This window comes from Micromonospora sp. NPDC049004 (genome assembly GCF_040649315.1).
GTDB lineage: Bacteria > Actinomycetota > Actinomycetes > Mycobacteriales > Micromonosporaceae > Micromonospora.
In genome coordinates this window covers 12,160-31,798 of sequence record NZ_JBEZFG010000002.1, presented here as the reverse complement: position 1 = coordinate 31,798, position 19,639 = coordinate 12,160, and the positions used below count along the sequence as shown (strand labels likewise).

Below are 19,639 nucleotides of genomic sequence, written 5' to 3'. Positions count from 1 at the left end.
CTCGCGCGCCGTCGCGGGGACGGCTCAGTGGTTGTGCTCGGCCAGCTGCTTGCGGACGTCGTCCATGTCCAGCGCCTCGACCTGCTCGATCAGGTTCTCCAGCGCGGACTCGGGAAGCGCGCCCGGCTGGGCGAAGACGATGACGCCGTCACGGATCGCCATGATCGTCGGGATCGACCGGATGTCGAACTTCGCCCCCAGCTCCTGCTGGGCCTCGGTGTCGACCTTGCCGAAGACGATGTTCTGGTGCTTCTCCGAGGAGCGCTCGTAGACCGGGGCGAACCGCTTGCACGGGCCACACCAGTCGGCCCAGAAGTCGACCAGGACGATGCCGTCGTTGCCGGTCACCTCGTCGAAGTTCGCCGAGGTCAGCTCAACGGTTGCCATTGCACTCTCCGATCACCGCGGTTTGTCTGCGTCCCGTAGAACCAGGGCTGACCGTATCGAATTCCCGGGCCGTCCAGCACGAAACGTGCGCAGGGCTGCCCGGGGTCCTCGTCGGCCATCGAACTATGTCAGTTCATCCCGTCCTGCGGAACGCAAGTGCATGACGCACTTGCGTGACCTGGGGTGATGGGAGCGATTCCAAGGAGATCCACCCGATCGAGCGCTACGAATCGGTAACTTGAGCCCTGACGAGGAGGTATCCGGCCTGCGGAGATCGCTGATCAACCCGCTCTCCGTCACGGAGAGTAGTGTTACAAAAAGATAAATGTGACCTCGATCTCTGTCGTACCTACGCCGCCGTAGGGCAGAATTCCTCGCATCAGAGCGTGGGCGGCGGGTGCCGGGGAGGGCCCCGCCGCTCATTGCGTCTCCCCTCGGGTGAGTGACCGGTGTGACATTTCCGCCGGGGTCGCGCCCCGGCCGTCGCCTTAACCACCGGTAAGGCATGCTGTGCCGAACTCCATCGCCGCCCGTCGAAGGGGACCAGGATGCAGTTCGGCCGCTACTACGAGGAGTTCGAGGTCGGCGCGGTCTACCGGCACTGGCCGGGCAAGACCGTCACCGAGTACGACGACCACCTCTTCTGCCTGCTCACCATGAACCACCACCCGCTGCACATGGACGCGCACTACGCCGCGACCGCCAGCCAGTTCAAGCGCAACGTGGTGGTCGGCAACTACATCTACTCGCTGCTGCTCGGCATGTCGGTGCCGGACGTCAGCGGCAAGGCCATCGCCAACCTGGAGGTCGAGTCGCTGCGGCACGTGGCGCCCACCTTCCACGGCGACACCATCTACGGCGAGACGACGGTGCTGGACAAGCGCGAGTCGGGCTCCAAGCCCGACCGGGGCGTCGTGTCCGTGGAGACCCGGGGCTACAACCAGGACGGCACCATGGTCTGCGTCTTCCGCCGCAAGGTCATGGTCCCCAAGCGGGAGTACGCGGCCGACGCCGTAGCCGAGGGAGTGGACCCGGAGCGGCCCAGCTTCCCGAGCCCGCGCTGACCCTCCGGGCGGCGCTGAGCAGCAGTCGTCGCCGCCCTGGCACGGGCCTCCATCCCCACCGCAGGTTCTGCCGGGGAGGGGGCCCACCGCCCGTTTCGGGGCTTATGCTGGCGCCGGAGGTTCCGATGAGCCACTCCGTCGCCGGAGAGCCGCCCTCTGCCGGCCGCCGCGCCGCACCCTTGACCACCGCCGTCTACTCCGCCGCCGAGTGGGACCTGCTCACCAGCCTGCCCGCCCGGGTGCTCGTGGCCGCCGCAGCGCCCGGCGCCGGCCGCCCGGAGCGGGGGGTGATGGCGGGCCTCGCGGGTCTGGACGCGGTGGCTGCCGGCCGCGGGTTCGACAGTGATCTGGTCCGTGCCGTGGTCGCCGCGATCTACGCCCGCCACGACGGCGCCCCGGCGCCCGCCGAGCGGCTCACCGACCTGGTGGACCTCCTGGTCGCGTGCCGGGCGGCGGTGCGGGTCCTGCACCGGCGCGCTGATCCCGCCGACTCGGCCGCGTACCGCCAGTGGGTGCAGTCGGTCGCGGCCCGCGTCTGCCGGGCGGTGCCCGGCCCCGGTGGACGTCCGGCCAGCCCCGCCGACCGACGCTTCCTGGACCGGCTGGGTGACGCGCTCGGCCTCGGCTGAGGTCGGCGGGCCGTCGCGGCGGACGCCGAGGTGGCCCGTACCCTCTGATGACCGTGACCGACGACCAGCTTGAGGTGGGCGTGGGCCCCTGGCCGGGGGACCCGCCCGAGGACCCGCGCTACGACCCGGCGTTGCTGGCCGAGGGGGACCGGCGCAACGTGGTCGACCGCTACCGCTACTGGCGGCTCGACGCGATCGTCGCCGACCTGGACCGGCGCCGGCACGGCTTCCACGTCGCCGTCGAGAACTGGCAGCACGATTTCAACATCGGCACGGTCGTGCGCAACGCCAACGCCTTCAATGCCGCCGAGGTGCACATCGTCGGACGGCGGCGGTGGAACCGGCGGGGCGCGATGGTGACCGACCGGTACCAGCACGTGCGGCACCACGAGACGATCGAGGAGTTCGTCGACTGGGCGGCGGGGCGGCGGCTGCCCGTGCTCGGCATCGACAACCTGCCCGGCTCCCGCCCGCTGGAGACCGGCACCCTGCCGCGGGACTGCGTGCTGCTCTTCGGCCAGGAGGGACCCGGCCTGTCCGAGCCGGCGCGGGCCGCCTGCGCCGCGCTCTACTCCATCGCCCAGTACGGCTCGACCCGGTCCATCAACGCAGGCGTGGCCAGCGGCATCGCCATGCACGCGTGGATCCGTACGCACGCCGGGCCGCCACCGGACTGACCCTCGCCCCGCCGGCGCAATCGGCGTTCCGGCTTGACGTGCCAGCGATGCCGGGTGACGGTGGGGTTGTGAGTGTCGCGGTGAGTTGTCCGAGATGCGGGGGCCCGGTACGGGCGCCGGATCTGATGCACACCGAGTCGAGGTGCCTGCGCTGCGGTCCCGTGCCGCCGCTGCACGTGCCCGAACACATCGGAGCGGAGATCGTCGCGAGCGTGGTGGAGCGGATCGCCGCGACCGGCGGTCCACCGGGGACGCCGCTGTGGTGCCCGTGGCCGCTGCCGCCAGGGTGGACCCTCACCGGCGTGGCGTACGCCGGTGACGACCGCACCGGCGTACGGGCGACTGCGGTGGCCTGCGCCGGGCCCGCGCCGCTCGACGACGGCCCGGCGGATCTGGTCTTCGTGGCCGAGGAGCCGGGCGTCGGCCTGGGCACCCGACTCGCCGGCCTGGCCGGCCCGGATCCCGGACCGGAACTCGCCGACGCGCTGACCGACCCCGGCCCGGGGCACCCCGAGCACGTGGGGCAGGCCAGGATCCGGGTCGGTGGGCACCCGACTCCACTGTGGTTGGTGAATTCTCCGACGGATCGAAGCGCGTACGCCGGCGAGGCTCGGGGAATGTGGCTGCATGCGATAGCCTGGCCGGCGAGTGCGGGTCACCTCCTCGCGGAAGACGTCGTTTTGCACGACCTGACCGAGTGGACTCCGCCCGAACTCGTGTACGGCGCACCATCCCCGTACCTGTCCGGGAGGGCTTGACAGCCTTCCGGGTTTGACGGAGAACGGACGCAGATCTTCACTGTACGACACCACACTGATACTCTGGGTGCCGCTGCGGTAATGGGACCCGGCGCCGCGCGAGAGGATGGCCCGCCATGGTCAAGAAGGTCCTCACCTGGGCCGGAATCGCATTCTTGATCTTCTTCGTCGCCTATCGGCCAAACTCTGCGGCTGATGTGTTCAAGTCGCTGGGCGGCGGGATCATGGACATCGCCCAGGGGTTCGGCGACTTCTTCACCAGCCTCGTCGCCTAACCGTCGATGGGCAGCCCCTCCGGTCCACCCTTCGACCCGGACGACCCCGACCGGGACCGGCGCGACACCGAGCCGATACCGCGGATCGGGCCGGATGACGGCCCGGGCTACGGAGCCGGTCCCGGCCTGTCCGACGGGCCGTCCCTTTCGGACGACGTCGGCTACGGCGAAGGGCCCGGCTATGCCGGCGAAGGGCGGTCCGGCCGGGGCTGGATCCGCGATCCCGAGGCCGCCTACCAGCCACCGCAGATCTCCGAGGACGAGCTCGCGGGGCTGCGTGCCGACGCGACGGGGGCGACTCCCCGGCGGGTGCTTCCGCTGGAGGACGAGCCCAGCTCGCTGGTCGCCCGCTACCTCTTCCCCACCGAGCGCTACCGGGGCGAGTGGAAGCGGCACTGGATCCACCTCACCAACCCGCTCCTGATCGGCATCGCGGCGACGTTCGTGCTCGGCTACCTGTCCGGCTTCCTCGCCGGCAACAACGTGGGCGCGTTGACGACCATCGCGGTGCTGCTCTGGTTCGCCGTCATGGGCTGGGTGGCCTGGAAGGTCGCCGACTGGTGGTATGACCGGTTCATCCTGACCAACAAGCGGGTCATGGTGGTCAACGGCATCGTCACCCGCAAGGTGGCCATGATGCCGCTGGTCCGGGTCACCGACATGAAGTACGAGCAGACGCCGACCGGCCGCGCACTCAACTACGGCACCTTCGTCCTGGAGTCCGCCGGCCAGGAGCAGGCGCTGCGGGAGATCAAGAACCTGCCCAACCCGAACGAGCTGTACCTGCGCGTCGTGGAAGAGATGTACGAGCCGCAGGCGGTCGAGGCGCGGTTGGGCAAGGAGGCCGACGAGGCCAAGGCCGACGACGGGGCGTGAAAGTTTTCGTCCGAACATCGGAGCAAGTGCGCACCTTTCGTCATGGACCGGAACGCCTCTGACGTGGCACTCTGCCAGGACGGTGTGGGTGCGGAGGTGTGTGGTGGCCAGCAGGGACCCGTTGGAGGAGGAGTTTCGCGAGTTCGTCGCGGCTCGCTCCGCCGCCCTGCTCCGTACCGCCTATCTGCTCGCCGGCGACTGGGCGACGGCCGAGGATCTGCTCCAGACGGCGCTGACCAAGACCTACCTCGCCTGGAAGCGGCTCGGCGGGATCGAGGCCGTCGAGCCGTACGCCCGTCGTGTGATGGTCAACACCTCGACGAGCTGGTGGCGGCGACGCTGGCACGGTGAACGCCCCACCGAGGTGCTGCCCGAACGGCCCGGTGTCGACGAGATCGAGCAGCAGCTCGACCGTGACCTGCTCTGGCGGCACCTCCGGGAGCTGCCGAGCCGGCAGCGGGCGGTGCTGGTCCTGCGCTACTACGAGGACATGTCGGAAGCGCAGACGGCCGCGCTGCTGGACATCTCCCCGGGCACGGTGAAGAGCCAGGCCTCCCGGGCACTGGCCACGCTGCGCCGACGGATGGGCACCGCCACCCCGGACCTGGTCGATGCCCCCGGTACCGACGGTCGCGCTGCTCTCTCCGGCCGGGGCCGCGACGCCGCTCTCCCGGGTCGCGCTGCTTCCTCCGGCGGTGGGGCTGCTCCCGCCGGCCGGGGGGATGCCGCGGGAGCTGGCCGAGGTGCCGACGCTGCCCGACCTGGGCCGGCCGGGAGGGATTCGGGGGGTCGTGCCGTGGCGACGCCGCGTCCGGCGGCCGGCCGGGCCGTGCCGGGAGCTGTCGTACCCCGCCCGTCCGTGCCTCGCCCGATCGCACCGGCGGTCGAGCTGCCCACCGCTCCGGCGGCCGTGCCCGTCGGCACCGGCGCCGGAGATCAGCAGTGAGCGCATTCCCGCGGCGGCCCGACAACCTGACGGGCGGTCCGCAGCGTCCTAACCAGGTGCGACGTGACCAGCTGGAAGGTGCGGTGCGGGAGACTCTCTCGCACCAGGTCGCCGTCACCCGTCCGCTGACCGCCGACCCGGCCGGTCAGGCCATCCGCCGGGCCAACCGGATCCGACGGCGCCGTACCGGTGTCGGTGTCGCGCTCGGAATGGTCACCACCGTGCTGATCGGCGCCGGCATGACGCAGCTCGCCGACGAGACCGGCCGGCAGGGCCCGCCCATCGTCGTGATCGGCGATCCGGATCTGTCGGCCCGGCCGCTTCCCTCGGCGCCCGTTGCCCCACCCGCGTCATCGCCCGGAGCGCCAGCCGGCCTGCTCCTCGACGGCACCCTGATCAACCCCGACGGCAAGCGGCTGGCGCTGCCCAGCATCGGGCCCGCCGAACGCGCCCACAGCCTGCCCAGCGGCGCCGGCCTGCTGGTGGTCGGTGCCCCGACCACCGCCGGCCGTTCCCTCTGGGTCGCCCGGGACGACGGCCTGGTGCAGGTGCTGCTGGCCGGTGCGGGCCAGATCGTTCTCGCGCCCGACGCCAGCCAGGTCGCCTGGCGCGACGGCAAGGACCTGCTCGTGGCGGGAGTCGTCGGGAGCCAGCTCATCGGCACGGTGCGCATTCCGGTCCCGGACGGCGCGGAACCCGTCCGGTTCGTCGGAAACAGCGTGCTGGTCCGGCTCGACCGGAACGGGCCGACCCATGCCCTGTGGCGGCCGGGCACGGGGGAGCTGACCGCGGTGTCCGAGCGGGGCACCCTGAACGTCTACGGTGCGCTGCCCGACGGGCGGCTGATCGGTCAGGTGTCCGCGAGCGGGTCCGGTGGGACCTGCCTGGCGGCGCTCGACCCGAAGCGGGCCCTGAAGCCGGTACGCACCGCCTGCGGCACCCAGTTGAGCCGGGACGGCGCAGGCGGCGTGTCCGACGACGGGCGGTGGCTTCTGGTGAACGGGAAGGTCGGCCCGACCGATCAGGCCCTCCTGGTCGATCTGCAGCGACTCGGAGCGACGGTGAACGCCATGCCGGCCGGTCCGGCGCTGAGTGGCGCGGTCGCCTGGACGACCGGGACGGACGTCTCCTACGTCGACAGCGCCGGCAAGCTGGTTCAGGTCGACGTCGAACGGGTGCGTGCCGGGCAACCGGCCGAGCCGGTGCCCGTGGACGGCCTCGCGCCCGGTGACCGGCCGGTCCTGGTCACCGGCTCCTGATCCGCACCCGGCTCCCCGTCAGTCGTGGCGTCCCGCGCTGCGGCGACCGGCTCGGCTCGCTGTGCGCGTTCCGGTGCCCTGCGCCGGGAGCGGCCCGTGGCCCGGCGTGCGCTGAGGGGCACGCCCCGGGGCTGGCCGGCACCTACGCGAGCCGGATTCGGGTCCGCTGGGTAGCGTCGGGAGGTGACCTCGCGTACCGGCCCCGCGCCGCGGATCGACCTGCACGCCCACTCGACCGCCAGCGACGGCACGCTCAGCCCCGCCGACCTGGTCCGCGCCGGTGCCGACGCGGGCCTCGACGTGCTGGCCATCACCGACCACGACACCACCGCCGGTTGGGCGCCGGCCGTGCGGGCGCTGCCGCCCGGTCTGCGCCTGATCCGAGGCGCCGAGCTGTCCTGTCACTGGGCGGGCGCGCAGCCGCCGGTGCCGCTGCACCTCCTGGCGTACCTGTTCGACCCCGACCACCCGGAGTTGGTCGCCGAGCTGACCCGGGTGCGGGCCGCCCGCGAGGAGCGCGGCGAGCGGATCGTGGCGCTGCTGCGCGCCGACGGCATCGACGTGAACTGGCCGGACATCCTCACCGGGGCGGGCGGCGGCACGGTGGGCCGCCCGCACATCGCGCAGGCGCTGATCCGCGCCGGTCTGGTAGCCAGCACCAGCGAGGCGTTCGGGCCGGACTGGCTGGGTGAGCGGTACCGGCTGCCGAAGGAGGACATCGACGTCTTCCGTGCCGTCCGGCTGGTCCGGGCCGCCGGCGGTGTACCGGTCTTCGCCCACCCCCGCGCCACCCGACGTGGCCGGGTGGTGCCCGACGAGCTGATCGCCGAGCTGGCCGCCGCCGGGCTGGCCGGCCTGGAGGCCGATCACGAGGACCACAGCCCGGCCGAGCAGGCGCACGTACGCGCGCTCGCCGCCGACTTGGGCCTCCTGGTCACCGGCTCCTCCGACTTTCACGGCACCCACAAGAGCGTCCAGCTCGGCGCGTTCACCACAGGAGTCGAGGCGTACGAGCGGATCGTCGCCGCCGGGGTGACCGAGGTCGCTTCGGGCTGATCCGCGTATTTCGCCCACCACGGCGCGGCTAGGTTTCTCACGTGGATCTGAAGCTGTTCGGCGAGGTTTTCGTGACCCTGCTGGTGATCACCGACCCGCCGGGCATGATGCCGATCTTCCTGGCGCTGACCGGGCCGTTGCCCGCGCGCGACCGTAACCGGGCAGCGTGGCAGGCCGTCGCGCTGGCTCTCGGCGTAATCGTGATCTTCGCGGTGGCCGGGCAGACCCTGCTCGACTACCTGCACGTGGACCTGCCCGCGTTGCAGGCCGCCGGTGGGCTGCTGCTCGTCCTGGTGGCCCTGGAACTGCTGACCGGCAAGGCCGACGATCCCAGCCAGCAGGTCACCTCGAACATCGCGCTGGTGCCGCTGGGCACCCCGTTGCTGGCCGGACCGGGCGCCATCGTGGCGACAATGCTCTTCGTCCAGCAGGCCGACGGGTTCGGCGACTTCACCGCCATCGCCGCGGCCATCCTCGCCGTCATGGTCGCGGTCTGGATCGTGCTGCGCTTCTCCGGCGGAATCGTGAAGATCCTGCGCCCCGGTGGCATCGAGGTGCTGACCCGGATCGCCGGCCTGCTCCTGGCCGCGATCGCCGTACAGCTCATCGCCGACGCGGTGGCGGCCTTCGTGACGCAGTACGTCAACATGGCCTGACCGCACACCCGCAATGTCGGCGGTGGATGGCAGGATCGCAGGCGTGCGACGAGCCTCTTCAGCCGGACGACCCGCCGCAGGCGGTCGAGCCCCCCAGCAGCGCCCCGGTGGCGCCGAGCAGCTCGGCTTCGAGGGGATGCCGGAACGGCTGTTCGTCTGCACCCCGAGCAAGCTCGGCGCGTACGCGGACTGCCCCCGCCGCTACCGCTACTCCTACGTCGACCGGCCCGCGCCGTCGAAGGGGCCGCCGTGGGCGCACAACTCGCTCGGCGCCAGCGTGCACACCGCCCTCAAGAACTGGTACGCGCTGCCCGCCGACCGGCGGCACCCGAAGGCGCTGGCCCTCCTGCTCAAGGGCACCTGGGTCCGTGAGGGTTACCGCGACGACGCGCAGGAGCGGGCCGCCTACCGGCGGGCGCTGGCCTGGCTGGAGGCATACGTCGAGACGCTGGATCCGGAGTCCGACCCGCTCGGTGTCGAGCGGGTGGTGGCGGTCAAGACCGCCGTGCTGGCCTTCAACGGCCGCGCCGACCGCATCGACTCCCGCCCCGGACCGGAGGGCCCGGAGCTGGTCATCGTCGACTACAAGACGGGCCGCACCGGGCTGGACTCCGACGACGCCCGGGGCTCGCAGGCGCTGGCCCTCTACGCGTACGCGGCCGAGCGGGTGTTCCGCCGGCCGTGTCGCCGGGTGGAGCTGCACCACCTGCCGACGGGCACGGTCGCCGGCCACGACCACACCGTCGAGTCGCTGACCCGCCAGTTGACCCGGGCCGAGGACACGGCACGCGACATCATGGCCGCCGAGCGGGCGGTCGCCGAGGGCGGCGACGCCGACGAAGCGTTCCCGGTGGCGCCCGGCCCGCGATGCGGTTGGTGCGACTTCCGGCGGCACTGCCCGACCGGGGCGCAGACGCCGGGCAAGGAGCCGTGGGCGGCCGTGGACCGGCCCGCCGACGGCTGACCGTCAGCGGCCTGCCCGCACCTGACCCCGAGCGGGTCCGGCTGTCAGCCGGCCAGCGAGGTCGCGGTGTGCCGCTCGGCCCGCTCCTTGGCGGCCTGTATCAACGGCCCCTCCAGGTAGCGGCGCGGCACCGCGGCGAGCGCCAGGCGCAGGGCGCGCACCGTGAGGTCCGCCGACAGCTCGGTGGTGGGCAGCCCCAATCCGCCGTACATCCGCCGGGCCCACGGAGGCAGCAGCGCGAGCGCGGTGCCGGCGATTCCCAGGTACGCCCAGCGCGGCGGGCCGAGGGTGAGGCCCAGCCGGGCGGGCAGGCTGAGTTTCCACGGCAGCGGTGGGGCGGTGAGGAAGATCGCCGTCTCGGCGGCCTCCCGGGTCATCCGCAGCTCCGGCCGCACGGCGCGGTAGTACGCCGCCACCTCGGCGGCGGTGCCCGGCACCGTGGCCGGATCCAGCCCGACGAGAGCTGCCGACCGACGCTGCTCGGTGTAGTAGCCGTCCACCTCGTCGTCGGTGAGCGGCAGGCCCGCCCGCCGGGCCGTGGTGAGGAACGATTCGACCTCGGTGACGTGCACCCAGCGCAGCAGGGCCGGGTCGTCGATCCGGAACTCCTCGCCGGTAGCGGTGTCGGTGGCCCGCAGCCGGTCGTGCAGGCGACGCAGCCGCGCCCCGGCCTGCTCCGCTTCAACCGTGGTGCCGTAGACGGTGGTCGCCACGTAGGTGGCGGTGCGCACCAGTCGACCCCACGCGTCGGTGCGGTAGTTGCTGTTCTGCGCGACCCCGGCCATGGCCCGGGGGTGCAACGCCTGGAGGTAGAGCGAGCGCAGGCCCGCGACGATCAGGATCGGCTCCTCGTGCACCTTCCACGTGACCGAACCCGGACCGAAGAGGCCGAGGTCATCGGAGTCCACCGACCAAGCGTGCCACGGGCCGCCGGTCGGTGCCGGTGGAGCGGGCGGGTCAGCTGTCGGCGGCGCGGCGCGACTGGCAGCTCGGGCAGAGACCCCAGAAGGTCACCTCTGCCTCCTCCACCTCGAAGCCGTGCGCGGTGCCCGGCTCCAGGCAGGGAGCGCTGCCGACGGTGCAGTCGACGTCGGCGATCTCGCCGCAGCCCCGACAGACCACGTGGTGGTGGTTGTCGCCGGCGCGCGCCTCGTACCGGGCGGGACTGCCGGCCGGCTCGATCCGGCGGGACAATCCGGCCCGGCTCAGCGCCCCCAGCACGTCGTAGACCGCCTGCGTGGAGACCGAGTCGAGGCGTTCGCGGACCCGCCGGGTGATCTCGTCGACCTCCAGGTGACCGCCGTCGGCGAGAACGTCGAGCACCGCGAGGCGCGGTCGGGTGACGCGCAGGCCCCTCGATCGCAACAGCTCCTCGCCACCGGACATGCGCCAATGACAGCACGTACGACCAGCAGCGACAACCGTCGCTTGCCCGGGGTGGCCACGGACACAGCCCGCAGGACCGACCAGCGGGGTCGCGCCGTGCTGAACCTGATCGCCGCCGCGCGCGTGTCTCCGGGCGAGAGCTCGGGGACGACCGGCGGTCCGTACGCTGGCGCTCCCCGCACCGTGATCCACCTGGAGGTGTCGATGTTCGAGGAGATCCTGGGTCTACCGGTACACGTCCTCGTGGTCCACGCGGTGGTCGTCATCGTCCCACTGCTGGCGGTGCTGGCCATCGGATACGTGGGGCTGCCGCGCTGGCGGCACCGACTGGACTGGGCGCTGGGCATCCTGGCCGTGGCCGCGCCGGTGACCGCGTTCGTGGCCGTCGAGTCCGGTGAAGCCTTCACCGACGCCCTGGTCGCCCGCGGCTACCAGGGCCAGATACTCGACCAGATCTTCGAGCACTCCCGCTACGGCGACATTCTGTTCCGGATCGTGGTGCCCCTGGGGATCGTGGCCATCGCGCTGCTCGTGGCGACCAGTGGGCACCCGCGCGTGCCCAGGCTGCCGGCGCTGGTGACGCCGGTGCTGGCGGTGGTTACCGTCGCGCTGGCCATCGCCGCCCTGGTCTACGTCTACCTGACGGGTCACTCCGGCGCCGAGGCCGTCTGGGGCACCACTCTCTGACCAGCGGTCGGACGCCGCCTCAGAAGATGAGCCGCGAGCAGAGCAGGCAGACAAGAGCCACCAGCACCACGGCGGCTGCGGCGCCGAAGCCGTAGGTGACCCGCTGGGAACGCTGCTCGGCCGCATCCAGGACGGCCATGTCCTGTGGCGGGAGCTGTCGGGGCGGGGCCGGCTCCAGGTGCACCGGGGGACGCCAGCCGGCCGGCGGCGGCACGCTCGGGGGCGGTCCCGCGTACCCGCTCGTGGGCGTGGTGGCGGGTGGGGGTCGGTCCGCCATCGGGCCGTCGCCGGTCCCGGGCCGGCGCCAGTAGTCGTCGTCCGGGGTGCTGCCACCGCTGGGGGTCGTCACGGCGTTCGACGCTACCAACGGAGCCGGCGGCCCGGTCGCTTCTGGTCGATGTGCTGACCGCGGCGAGCGGCCGCCCGCTGTCGCCTGCGCTAGTCTTGCCGCTCGTGAGCACCGAGGACCCCGGCCCGCAGGGCGCGCGCGGCGATGACGACCGCACCGTCGACCTGAGCGACGACTTCGTGGTGCTGCCCGAGCAGACCTCGGACGACACCGACCAGGGCTGGGGCGAGCGGAGCAGCGGCAACGACGACTGGCTCCTCTCCCAACGCCCCCCACACTGGGACTGACCCCGACGCCGCGCCCGCAGGGCGGGCGACCGTCGGCACGGCGGCGGGTTGGGTGAGCCGGGCCGGTGCCCTGACTGCGCCGTTGGCCGCCGGGCAGCCGGTCGCGGTGCGATCGCCGGTCGGGGGGGTGTCCATGCCGGTGGGGGTGTGCAGGATCGCGGCGGCGAGGCCGAGCAGCGCGGCGACCAACCCGGCCCGCAACAGGGTGCGACCGCCGGGCAGGGCCGGCCGGCGCAGCGGGCGCAACGCCCGAGCGGAGTCCAACGTGCGGGTGATCATGTGCCGCCTCCGTCCCGGGCGCCGTCGTGGTGACACCCGTAGAGCGGCACGGTAGGCCGGCAACGGCCCGCCCCGCGGACCCCTCGTCCCCGCCTGTGGACAACTGTCCGGCCTGTTGATAACGCCCATTTACCGGCCGGATCTGCTATCGCGAGGGGCGCGGCCGCGCTGGCACGGGGGCCGCGCTGGCACGAGGGCCGATCCACTCGGGTTCCTGGAATCCGGGCGATCAACACCGCCGGGACAGGCCGACTTCCGGCAACCCGAGTGGATCAAGGCCGAAACAGCGCCGCCCGGGGCGATCGCGGGCGGCGCTGTCGGCGAGGCGAGGTGAGGTTGGGAAGGCCGGGTCAGGAGGCGGAGCTGGCCGCTGGGGCCTTGCCGCCGCCCGACCCACCGGACGACGACCCACCAGACGACGATCCGGAGGACGATCCACCGGACGACGACCCGGACGACGAGGACGAGGACGACGACCCGGAATCCCCACCCGAGGACGAGGACGACGAGGACGACTCGGACTTGGCCGGCTTGCTCGGCGTGCCGCCGGCGGAGGTCTCGGAGCCGGACGCGCGGGAGTCGGTGCGGTAGAAGCCCGAGCCCTTGAAGACGATGCCGACCGAGTTGAAGACCTTGCGCAGCCGCCCCTGACACGCCGGGCACTCGGTCAGCGGCTCGTCCGAGAAGGACTGCACCGCCTCGAGCTGGTGACCGCACGCGGTGCAGGCGTACTGGTACGTGGGCACGTTCTCCTCCGGTATCTGAGCTCGGCCAGTTGGCACTCGACGTATTCGAGTGCCAATGGTGCGTCATTCGCCCCGGGTTCGTCCAGCGGACGTGTGGGGCGCGACACCCTGCGCCGTACCCGGGCCGTCGTCAAGCGTACGCATCCCGTCGGTGGGGGTGACGACCGCGCGGACCGGACGGTCGTGCGGCTCCGCCGGCAGCGCCTCGACCAGCTCCCCGTCGTGCAGCGGGACCACGGTCAGGACCGCCCGGGGCACCCGTGCCAGCGCCCGGTCGTACGAGCCGCCGCCGCGCCCCAGCCGTCGGCCGCGCCGGTCGACGGCGAGCGCCGGCACGACGACCAGCTCCGCGCCGGTGACCGCGGCTACGCCGAGGCGGGGGCCGATCGGCTCCCGGATGCCCCGGCCGGCCGCCGCCAACGCGTCGGGTCCGGAGTACGCCGCCCAGTCCAGGTCCAGGTCGGCAAGGAGCACCGGCAGCAGCAACTCGGCGTCGGGCGGCAGCGCCGACCGCAACACCTCCGGCAGGTCGGCCCCGCCCGGCTCGGAGCCGACCGGGACGTACGCCGTCATCCGGGCCGGGCGCAGCCGGCGTACCAGGGCGACCAGCTCGGCCTGGACGCGCCCGGCGGCCTCGGCCCGCGCCGGGGCAGTCAGGGCCCGGCGGCGGGCGAGCAGGTCGACACGGGTTTCCCGCTTCGCCACTCGGGCCACTTCCGCTTCATAAGAAAATTCCGGCACGCAACACTCCTGACGCAACGCCACTCCCACGGTTGCTCTGTGTCAGCATCGCAAGCAACGGAGGCGGAACTTCCGGGGGGACCGAGTGACGCTACGCGGGCGGTTGACTGCAGCCTTCCTCGTGGTGGTGCTCGGCCCGGTCGTGCTCGGCGCGTTCTTCGTCGCCTCCACCGTCGCGGCAGTCGACCGCAGCCGGTCCACCGAGCGCCTCGCGGTGGCGGCCTCGACGGTGCGTACCTCGGTCGACGCGCTCTGCCAGCAGCTGCGCGCCGCCGCCGACACGGTCGCCCTCACCGGTGACCCGGCCATCGCCGCCGGCCAGCTCGTCGGCCGTGGGTTGGCGGCAGCGGTGCAGGTCACCGACGTGAACGGACGCGTCACGTACGCCTCGCCCGGCGCTCCGCCGACGCCCTGGCGGGACTGCTCCGAGCCGGCCGCCGCGCCGTCCGGCCCGGTCCGCGCGCTGGCCGCCCGGGTCGACCGCCGCGACCCGGCCGGCGCGCTGCTGGGCACGGTGGCCGCCGCGCACCTGGTCGACCCGGCCTTCGTGGCCCGGCTGGCGGCGGTGACCGGGGTCGCGGTCACCCTGCTCGACGGCGGTGCGAGCGCCGCCCGCTTCACGCACACCACCGAGTCCCAGCAGGAACGCGACGCGGTGCTGGCCGCCGCCGGGTCCGCCAGCGGTGAGCGGGTCACCGAGAGCACCAGGGGTCGGTACGTGCGCCGGATCGGGCCGTCCGCCGGCCAGCCGCTGCCGCTGGTGTTGTCGGTGCCGAGCGAGCGGCCGCCCGGGCTGCACGTCACGCTGGCCGGCGTGGTCGTGCTGGCCGGGCTGCTCGCCGTGTTCACCGCCTGGCGTCTGGCCCGGGTGACCACCCGGCCACTGGTGGAGCTGGCCGGAGCGGTCGACCGGGTGGCGCACGGCGACCTGACCGCCCGGGTGCCGGTGCGCAGCCGCGACGAGCTGGGACGGCTGGCGGCAGCGTTCAACCGGATGACCCGCGAGACCGGGTCGTACGTCGCGGCGCTGACCAGCAGCCGCGACCAGCTACGTGGGCACCTCGCGGTGCTCGGCGACACCCTGGCCAGCACCCACGACCTGCAACGCATCCTGCGGGTGATCCTGCACAGCGCCATCGCGGCCACCGGGGCGCGGGCCGGCGCGGTGCTGCTGGTGGAGGCCGGCGGGGTGCTCGTCGCGCAGTGCAGCGAGGGGTTGGACGGGCGCTGGCCGGCGGGGGACCCGGACGGGTCGCAGGGCCTGCGGGTGCCCGTGGGCGTCGGCGTGGTCGGCGCGGTGGCCGCGACCGGCGAGCCGCAGCGGGGCCGGCTGGAACCGACGGAGGCTCCGACCGGCGAGCCCCGCTGCCGCACCTACGTCGCGGTCCCCTTCTCGACCCCGGGCGGAGCGACCACACCGGGCGGCCCGACAACGACCACACCGGGCGGCCCGACAACGACAGTCCCGGGCGGCGAGCGGTGTCTCGACGAGGCCGGCGCCGCGGCGGCACTCGGTGTGCTGGCCCTCTACGACCGGGTGGGCGCGGACGAGTTCGACGACGACGACCTGGACACCCTGCGCACCTTCGCCGGCCACGCGGCAGTGGCGGTGGAGAACGTCCGGGTGCACGAGGAGGCCCAGCGGCTGTCGCTCACCGACCCGCTCACCGGCCTCTGGAACTACCGCTACCTGCGCGAGTCGATCCGGCGGGAGGTGGAGCGGGCCAGCCGGTTCGGCCGGATGCTCAGCGTCCTCGCCCTCGACCTGGACCGCTTCAAGGACGTCAACGACACGTACGGGCACGCGGCGGGGGACACCGTGCTGGCCGAGTTCGCCCGGCGGGTACGCGGCGAGATCCGCGAGGTCGACCTGGCCTTCCGGCAGGGCGGCGAGGAGTTCGTGCTGCTCCTACCGGAGACCGACGCCCGGGGCGCCGCGATCGTCGCGGAGCGGCTCGGCGCGGCGGTGCGCGAGACGCCGATCGCCGTCGAGGCGTACGCGGGGCCGATAGTGGTCACCGTGTCGGTGGGCATCGCCGTCTACCCGGACCACGGCAGCACCGGACGGGAGGTGCTGGAAGCCGCCGACGACGCCCTGTACGCGGCCAAGGCGGCCGGCCGGGACACCTATCGCGTCGCCGAGGCCCGCCCCGACGTGCCGACGTGGGAGATACCGGTGCCCGCCGGCGCCGTCAGCCCACCCGACGGGCTGCCGCGGGCCGGCCGGCAGGTGCAGGTCCCGCGGGAGCCGGGCGGGCACGCCCGGTCGGAGTCGACAGCTGGCGTACCGGAGTCGAACCGGTCGGGGCCCGCGCACGCCCGCCCGGATCCGGCGGACGAGCCGGCGGCCACCGCCGCGGACGCCGCGCGGGCCGGCCCCGACGTCGGCCGGCCGGGGCCGGGCGGCGGCGCGTCTTCTGGGCCACACCCGCCGCGGCAGAGCCGTGGCCGATAGTCTCGCGGCATGTCGGAGCACTCAGCGAACCCCTCATCGACGGTCGCCGCAACCGGCCGTCCCCTGGCGGTCAAGGCCGTTATCCCGGCCGCCGGACTGGCCACCCGCTTCCTGCCGGCCACCAAGGCGGTCCCGAAGGAACTGTTGCCGGTGGTCGACCGGCCGGTGCTGCAGTACATCGTCGAGGAGGCCACCCAGGCCGGCATCGGCGACGTGTTGCTGATCACCGGTCGGGGTAAGACGTCGATGGTGGACCACTTCGATCGACGCCCCGACCTGGAGACCAGGCTGGAGGAGAAGGGCGACGCCGAGCGGCTGGCCGCCGTGCGCCGGCCCAGTGAGCTGGCCGAGATCTACACCGTCCGGCAGCCGGAGCAGCTCGGGCTGGGCCACGCCGTCGGGTACGCCGAGTCCCACGTCGGCGACCAGCCCTTCGCGGTGCTGCTCGGCGACGAGTTCGTCAAGCCGTCCGAGCCACTGCTGCCGGCGATGCTGGAGCTGCAGGCCCGCACCGGCGGCGTGGTGCTCGCCTTCTTCGAGGTCGACCCGGCCGACACCAAGCGGTACGGCATCGCCTCCGTCGAGCCGGCCGAGGCGGAGCTGACCGACATCGGCGAGGTCGTCAAGGTCACCGGCATGGTGGAGAAGCCGCAGCCGGAGGACGCGCCGAGCAACCTGGCGGTGCTGGGTCGGTATGTGCTGCCCGGCAAGATCTTCGACGCGATCCGCCGCACCAAGCCGGGCAGCGGCGGCGAGATCCAGCTGACCGACGCCATGGAGCTGCTGCGCACCGAGGGCACACCGGTGCACGCGATCGTCTACCGGGGCACCCGCTACGACACCGGCATGCCGCTGGGGTACCTCCAAACCGTCGTGCAGATCGCCGCCGAGCGCGAGGACCTCGGCGCCGAGTTCCGCTCCTGGCTGGCCGAGTTCGTCAAGGCCGACGCGGCAGGCGGATCTGGTACATGACAGCGACGGCCGACGCCGAGGCGGCCGCGAACGAGTTGACGCCGCTCGCCGACTACCTGGGCAGCGTGCTGCGCAGGTTACGAGCGCTGCCGCCACTCGACCTCGACCTCACCCAGGCGCACGGCAACGTCCTCGCCGAGGACGTCGTCGCGCCGCACGCCTTCCCGGCCTTCGACCAGGCGGCCGTGGACGGGTACGCGGCCCGGTGGGAGGACATTTCCGGAGGGGGCCGGGGCCCGAGCTACGTCCCGGCCCCCTCCGGCACGCCCGGCGGCCGGACCATCCGGCTCAACGTGGTCGGCGACCTCGGCGCGGCGAGCTGGCGGCCGGTGCGGCTCACCCCGGGCTCGTGCTTCTCGGTGGCCGCCGGGGCGCCGCTGCCGGTCGCCGCGGACGTGGTGGTCCCGGTGGAGTGGACCGACCAGGGCATGGCCGCCGTCGAGATCTTCCGCACCCCCAAACGGGGGTACGGGGTACGCCGCGCCGGTGAGGAACTGCCCGCCGGCACCCTGCTCGCCCGCGCCGGCACGTACGTCTCTCCGGCCCTCGTCGCCGTCTTCGCCGCGACAGGCATCGGTCACGTGGTGGTCCGGCCCAGCCCCCGGGTGGTCATCGTGGCCACCGGCGACGAGTTGGTCGACGTGGGCCGGGGCAGCCAGCCCGGTCAGGTGGTGGACGCGAACTCGCACGCGTTGACCGCCGCCGCCGCCGAGGTGGGCGCACTGGCGTACCGGGTGGGCATCTGCGACGACGACCCGGAGGGGCTGCGCGGGCTGCTGGAGGACCAGACCCTGCGCGCCGACCTGATCATCACCACCGGGGGGACCGGCACCGGCCCCGGGGACATGGTCCGGCGGATCCTGTCCCGCCGCGAGGGTGGCCGCGCCGGCCCGGTGACCTTCACCGACGTGGCGCTCTATCCCGGCACCGCCCTCGGGTTCGGCACCGTCGGCGCCGAGGAGGTGCCGGTGGTCTGCCTGCCCGGCGACCCGGGCGCCGCGCTGATCGGTTTCGAGGTGCTGGCCCGCCCCGCGATCCAACTGCTCGCCGGCGCCGAGCCGGTGTTCCGGCCCAGCGTCCGGGCGCACCTGCTGGAGACCGTGTCGTCCCCCGGCGGGCTGCGGGAGTTCCGCCCCGCGCACGTCGCGGAGCGTCGCGGTGGCGGCTATACGGTGCAGCCGCTGCGCGGCGGCCCGTTCACCCTCTCCGGACTGGCCGAGGCGAACGGGCTGCTGGTGCTCGGCGAGCGGGTCACCACCGCCGCCGCCGGCTCCACCGTGGACGTCCTGCTGCTCGACAGGCGCCGGTGACGTTTCCGCGCGCCCAGCGGTCCATCGCGGGTCCACTTGCGCGCTTTACGGTCCCGCGCGGGAGACTGTGGGAGTGAGTCTCTTTGGACCGGCCCGAGCACCCGGTTGGCCGGCGGTGCTGGTCGACGGTCCAGTGCTGCTGCGGCCCTACCGGCGCTCCGACGCGGCGGCGTGGTCGGAGGTGCGTCGGGCCAACCGGGCCTGGCTGGCACCGTGGGAGTCGTCGCTGCCGGGCAGTTGGGACGAGTTGAACTCGCCTGCCGCGTTCCGCTGGGTGCACCGTGACCAGCGACGTTCCGCCCGCGAGGGTGAGGGGATGCCGTTCGCGGTCTGCCTGCGCGAGGCCGACCGGGACCGGCTGGTCGGGCATCTCAACGTGGGCAGCATCGTGCGCCGCGCCTTCTGCTCCGGCTACGTCGGCTACTGGGTGGACGCCCGGGTCGCCGGGCAGGGAGTGATCCCGACGGCGCTCGCACTCGCCGTCGACCACGCGTTCGGCCCGGGTGGGCTGCACCGGGTCGAGGTCAACATCCGGCCGGAGAACCGGCCGTCGCGGCGGGTGGTGGAGAAGCTGGGCTTCCGCGAAGAGTCGTACCACGTGCGCTACATGCACATCGACGGCGCCTGGCGGGACCACATCGGATACGCGATGACGAGCGAAGAGGTCGCCGCCGAGGGCGGTCTGCTGGCCCGCTGGCACCGGGTGCGCGCCACCGCGCGGTGAGCCGTCCCACGGACGGGATCGGCGCGGCGCGGCGGCATCGCGGTCGGTCCGCCGTAACCTCAAGTAACTGCAAGCTGCGGCAAGCGCTCAACGCCCGGACGATCTACGCACCCAGGCACGATCGGTGGAAGATCCTGCGGTCGGGGAGCGGTTGCT

General features: G+C 73.3%; 23 protein-coding genes. 17 read left to right on the top strand and 6 right to left on the bottom strand.

What is annotated here, in order from left to right; translation table 11 throughout:
• Positions 1–24: 24 nt before the first annotated feature.
• On the bottom strand, positions 25–387 hold the full coding sequence (gene trxA, locus AB0B97_RS04805) for a thioredoxin (RefSeq protein WP_030329190.1): 363 nt from the start codon (positions 385–387) through the stop codon (positions 25–27).
• Between the two features lie 548 nt (positions 388–935).
• On the opposite strand from trxA, the gene AB0B97_RS04800 reads away from it, so the two are divergent.
• The 11 genes from AB0B97_RS04800 to AB0B97_RS04750 all read left to right on the top strand — a co-directional run bounded on the left by AB0B97_RS04800 (position 936) and on the right by AB0B97_RS04750 (position 9,547).
• Positions 936–1,451, top strand: coding sequence for a MaoC family dehydratase (locus AB0B97_RS04800; RefSeq protein ID WP_234584354.1), 516 nt, complete (start codon positions 936–938; stop codon positions 1,449–1,451).
• A gap of 104 nt (positions 1,452–1,555) precedes the next feature.
• On the top strand, positions 1,556–2,080 hold the full coding sequence (locus AB0B97_RS04795) for a hypothetical protein (protein ID WP_234584355.1): 525 nt from the start codon (positions 1,556–1,558) through the stop codon (positions 2,078–2,080).
• 53 nt (positions 2,081–2,133) lie between these two features.
• Positions 2,134–2,757, top strand: a complete 624-nt coding sequence (locus AB0B97_RS04790; RefSeq protein ID WP_234584374.1) for an RNA methyltransferase — start codon at positions 2,134–2,136, stop codon at positions 2,755–2,757.
• A 47-nt stretch (positions 2,758–2,804) separates the two neighbouring features.
• Positions 2,805–3,515 carry a DUF6758 family protein gene (locus tag AB0B97_RS04785; RefSeq protein ID WP_308195366.1) on the top strand — a complete coding sequence of 237 codons (711 nt, stop codon included), beginning with the start codon at positions 2,805–2,807 and terminating at the stop codon, positions 3,513–3,515.
• A gap of 116 nt (positions 3,516–3,631) precedes the next feature.
• A complete protein-coding gene (locus AB0B97_RS04780) occupies positions 3,632–3,790 on the top strand; it encodes a hypothetical protein (RefSeq protein ID WP_007455302.1) in 159 nt (52 codons plus the stop codon).
• A gap of 6 nt (positions 3,791–3,796) precedes the next feature.
• A complete protein-coding gene (locus AB0B97_RS04775) occupies positions 3,797–4,666 on the top strand; it encodes a PH domain-containing protein (RefSeq protein WP_234584357.1) in 870 nt (289 codons plus the stop codon).
• A gap of 103 nt (positions 4,667–4,769) precedes the next feature.
• The gene (locus tag AB0B97_RS04770; RefSeq protein WP_357490689.1) at positions 4,770–5,612 is read left to right on the top strand and encodes a SigE family RNA polymerase sigma factor; all 843 of its coding nucleotides are present in this window, start codon (positions 4,770–4,772) and stop codon (positions 5,610–5,612) included.
• 83 nt (positions 5,613–5,695) lie between these two features.
• Positions 5,696–6,871 (top strand): hypothetical protein, encoded by a 1,176-nt coding sequence (locus AB0B97_RS04765; RefSeq protein WP_357490687.1) that lies wholly within the window; start codon positions 5,696–5,698, stop codon positions 6,869–6,871.
• 183 nt (positions 6,872–7,054) lie between these two features.
• Positions 7,055–7,927: a PHP domain-containing protein gene (locus AB0B97_RS04760; RefSeq protein WP_357490685.1), complete on the top strand. Its 873-nt coding sequence runs from the start codon at positions 7,055–7,057 to the stop codon at positions 7,925–7,927.
• Positions 7,928–7,968: 41 nt separating this feature from the next.
• Positions 7,969–8,583, top strand: a complete 615-nt coding sequence (locus AB0B97_RS04755) for a MarC family protein (protein WP_234584361.1) — start codon at positions 7,969–7,971, stop codon at positions 8,581–8,583.
• 136 nt (positions 8,584–8,719) lie between these two features.
• The gene (locus tag AB0B97_RS04750; RefSeq protein WP_357492024.1) at positions 8,720–9,547 is read left to right on the top strand and encodes a PD-(D/E)XK nuclease family protein; all 828 of its coding nucleotides are present in this window, start codon (positions 8,720–8,722) and stop codon (positions 9,545–9,547) included.
• A 44-nt stretch (positions 9,548–9,591) separates the two neighbouring features.
• On the opposite strand, the gene AB0B97_RS04745 is transcribed toward AB0B97_RS04750, so the two are convergent.
• Together AB0B97_RS04745 and AB0B97_RS04740 are read right to left on the bottom strand one after the other, a co-directional pair.
• Positions 9,592–10,455 carry an oxygenase MpaB family protein gene (locus tag AB0B97_RS04745; RefSeq protein ID WP_357490683.1) on the bottom strand — a complete coding sequence of 288 codons (864 nt, stop codon included), beginning with the start codon at positions 10,453–10,455 and terminating at the stop codon, positions 9,592–9,594.
• Between the two features lie 49 nt (positions 10,456–10,504).
• The gene (locus AB0B97_RS04740) at positions 10,505–10,933 is read right to left on the bottom strand and encodes a Fur family transcriptional regulator (RefSeq protein WP_357490681.1); all 429 of its coding nucleotides are present in this window, start codon (positions 10,931–10,933) and stop codon (positions 10,505–10,507) included.
• A 204-nt stretch (positions 10,934–11,137) separates the two neighbouring features.
• On the opposite strand from AB0B97_RS04740, the gene AB0B97_RS04735 reads away from it, so the two are divergent.
• On the top strand, positions 11,138–11,620 hold the full coding sequence (locus AB0B97_RS04735) for a DUF2231 domain-containing protein (protein WP_357492022.1): 483 nt from the start codon (positions 11,138–11,140) through the stop codon (positions 11,618–11,620).
• Positions 11,621–11,639: 19 nt separating this feature from the next.
• Here AB0B97_RS04735 and AB0B97_RS04730 read toward each other — a convergent pair whose 3' ends face one another.
• On the bottom strand, positions 11,640–11,969 hold the full coding sequence (locus tag AB0B97_RS04730) for a hypothetical protein (RefSeq protein WP_234584364.1): 330 nt from the start codon (positions 11,967–11,969) through the stop codon (positions 11,640–11,642).
• A 104-nt stretch (positions 11,970–12,073) separates the two neighbouring features.
• On the opposite strand from AB0B97_RS04730, the gene AB0B97_RS04725 reads away from it, so the two are divergent.
• A complete protein-coding gene (locus AB0B97_RS04725; protein ID WP_357490679.1) occupies positions 12,074–12,256 on the top strand; it encodes a hypothetical protein in 183 nt (60 codons plus the stop codon).
• 629 nt (positions 12,257–12,885) lie between these two features.
• On the opposite strand, the gene AB0B97_RS04720 is transcribed toward AB0B97_RS04725, so the two are convergent.
• Positions 12,886–13,317 (bottom strand): FmdB family zinc ribbon protein, encoded by a 432-nt coding sequence (locus AB0B97_RS04720; protein WP_357490677.1) that lies wholly within the window; start codon positions 13,315–13,317, stop codon positions 12,886–12,888.
• Positions 13,318–13,344: 27 nt separating this feature from the next.
• On the bottom strand, positions 13,345–14,022 hold the full coding sequence (locus AB0B97_RS04715; protein WP_357490675.1) for a 5-formyltetrahydrofolate cyclo-ligase: 678 nt from the start codon (positions 14,020–14,022) through the stop codon (positions 13,345–13,347).
• A gap of 85 nt (positions 14,023–14,107) precedes the next feature.
• Between AB0B97_RS04715 and AB0B97_RS04710 the strand changes: the two genes are divergently transcribed.
• From AB0B97_RS04710 to AB0B97_RS04695, 4 genes are all read left to right on the top strand, one after another.
• Complete coding sequence (locus tag AB0B97_RS04710) at positions 14,108–16,477, top strand: diguanylate cyclase (RefSeq protein WP_357490673.1); 2,370 nt, start codon at positions 14,108–14,110, stop codon at positions 16,475–16,477.
• A gap of 9 nt (positions 16,478–16,486) precedes the next feature.
• Entirely contained in the window at positions 16,487–17,449 is a 963-nt protein-coding gene (locus tag AB0B97_RS04705; protein ID WP_234584368.1) for a UTP--glucose-1-phosphate uridylyltransferase, read from the top strand.
• The gene (gene glp, locus AB0B97_RS04700; protein WP_139582488.1) at positions 17,446–18,759 is read left to right on the top strand and encodes a gephyrin-like molybdotransferase Glp; all 1,314 of its coding nucleotides are present in this window, start codon (positions 17,446–17,448) and stop codon (positions 18,757–18,759) included. Before AB0B97_RS04705 ends, glp begins: the two co-directional genes overlap by 4 nt.
• A 73-nt stretch (positions 18,760–18,832) precedes the next feature.
• Positions 18,833–19,483, top strand: a complete 651-nt coding sequence (locus AB0B97_RS04695) for a GNAT family protein (protein ID WP_234584369.1) — start codon at positions 18,833–18,835, stop codon at positions 19,481–19,483.
• Positions 19,484–19,639: the final 156 nt, after the last annotated feature.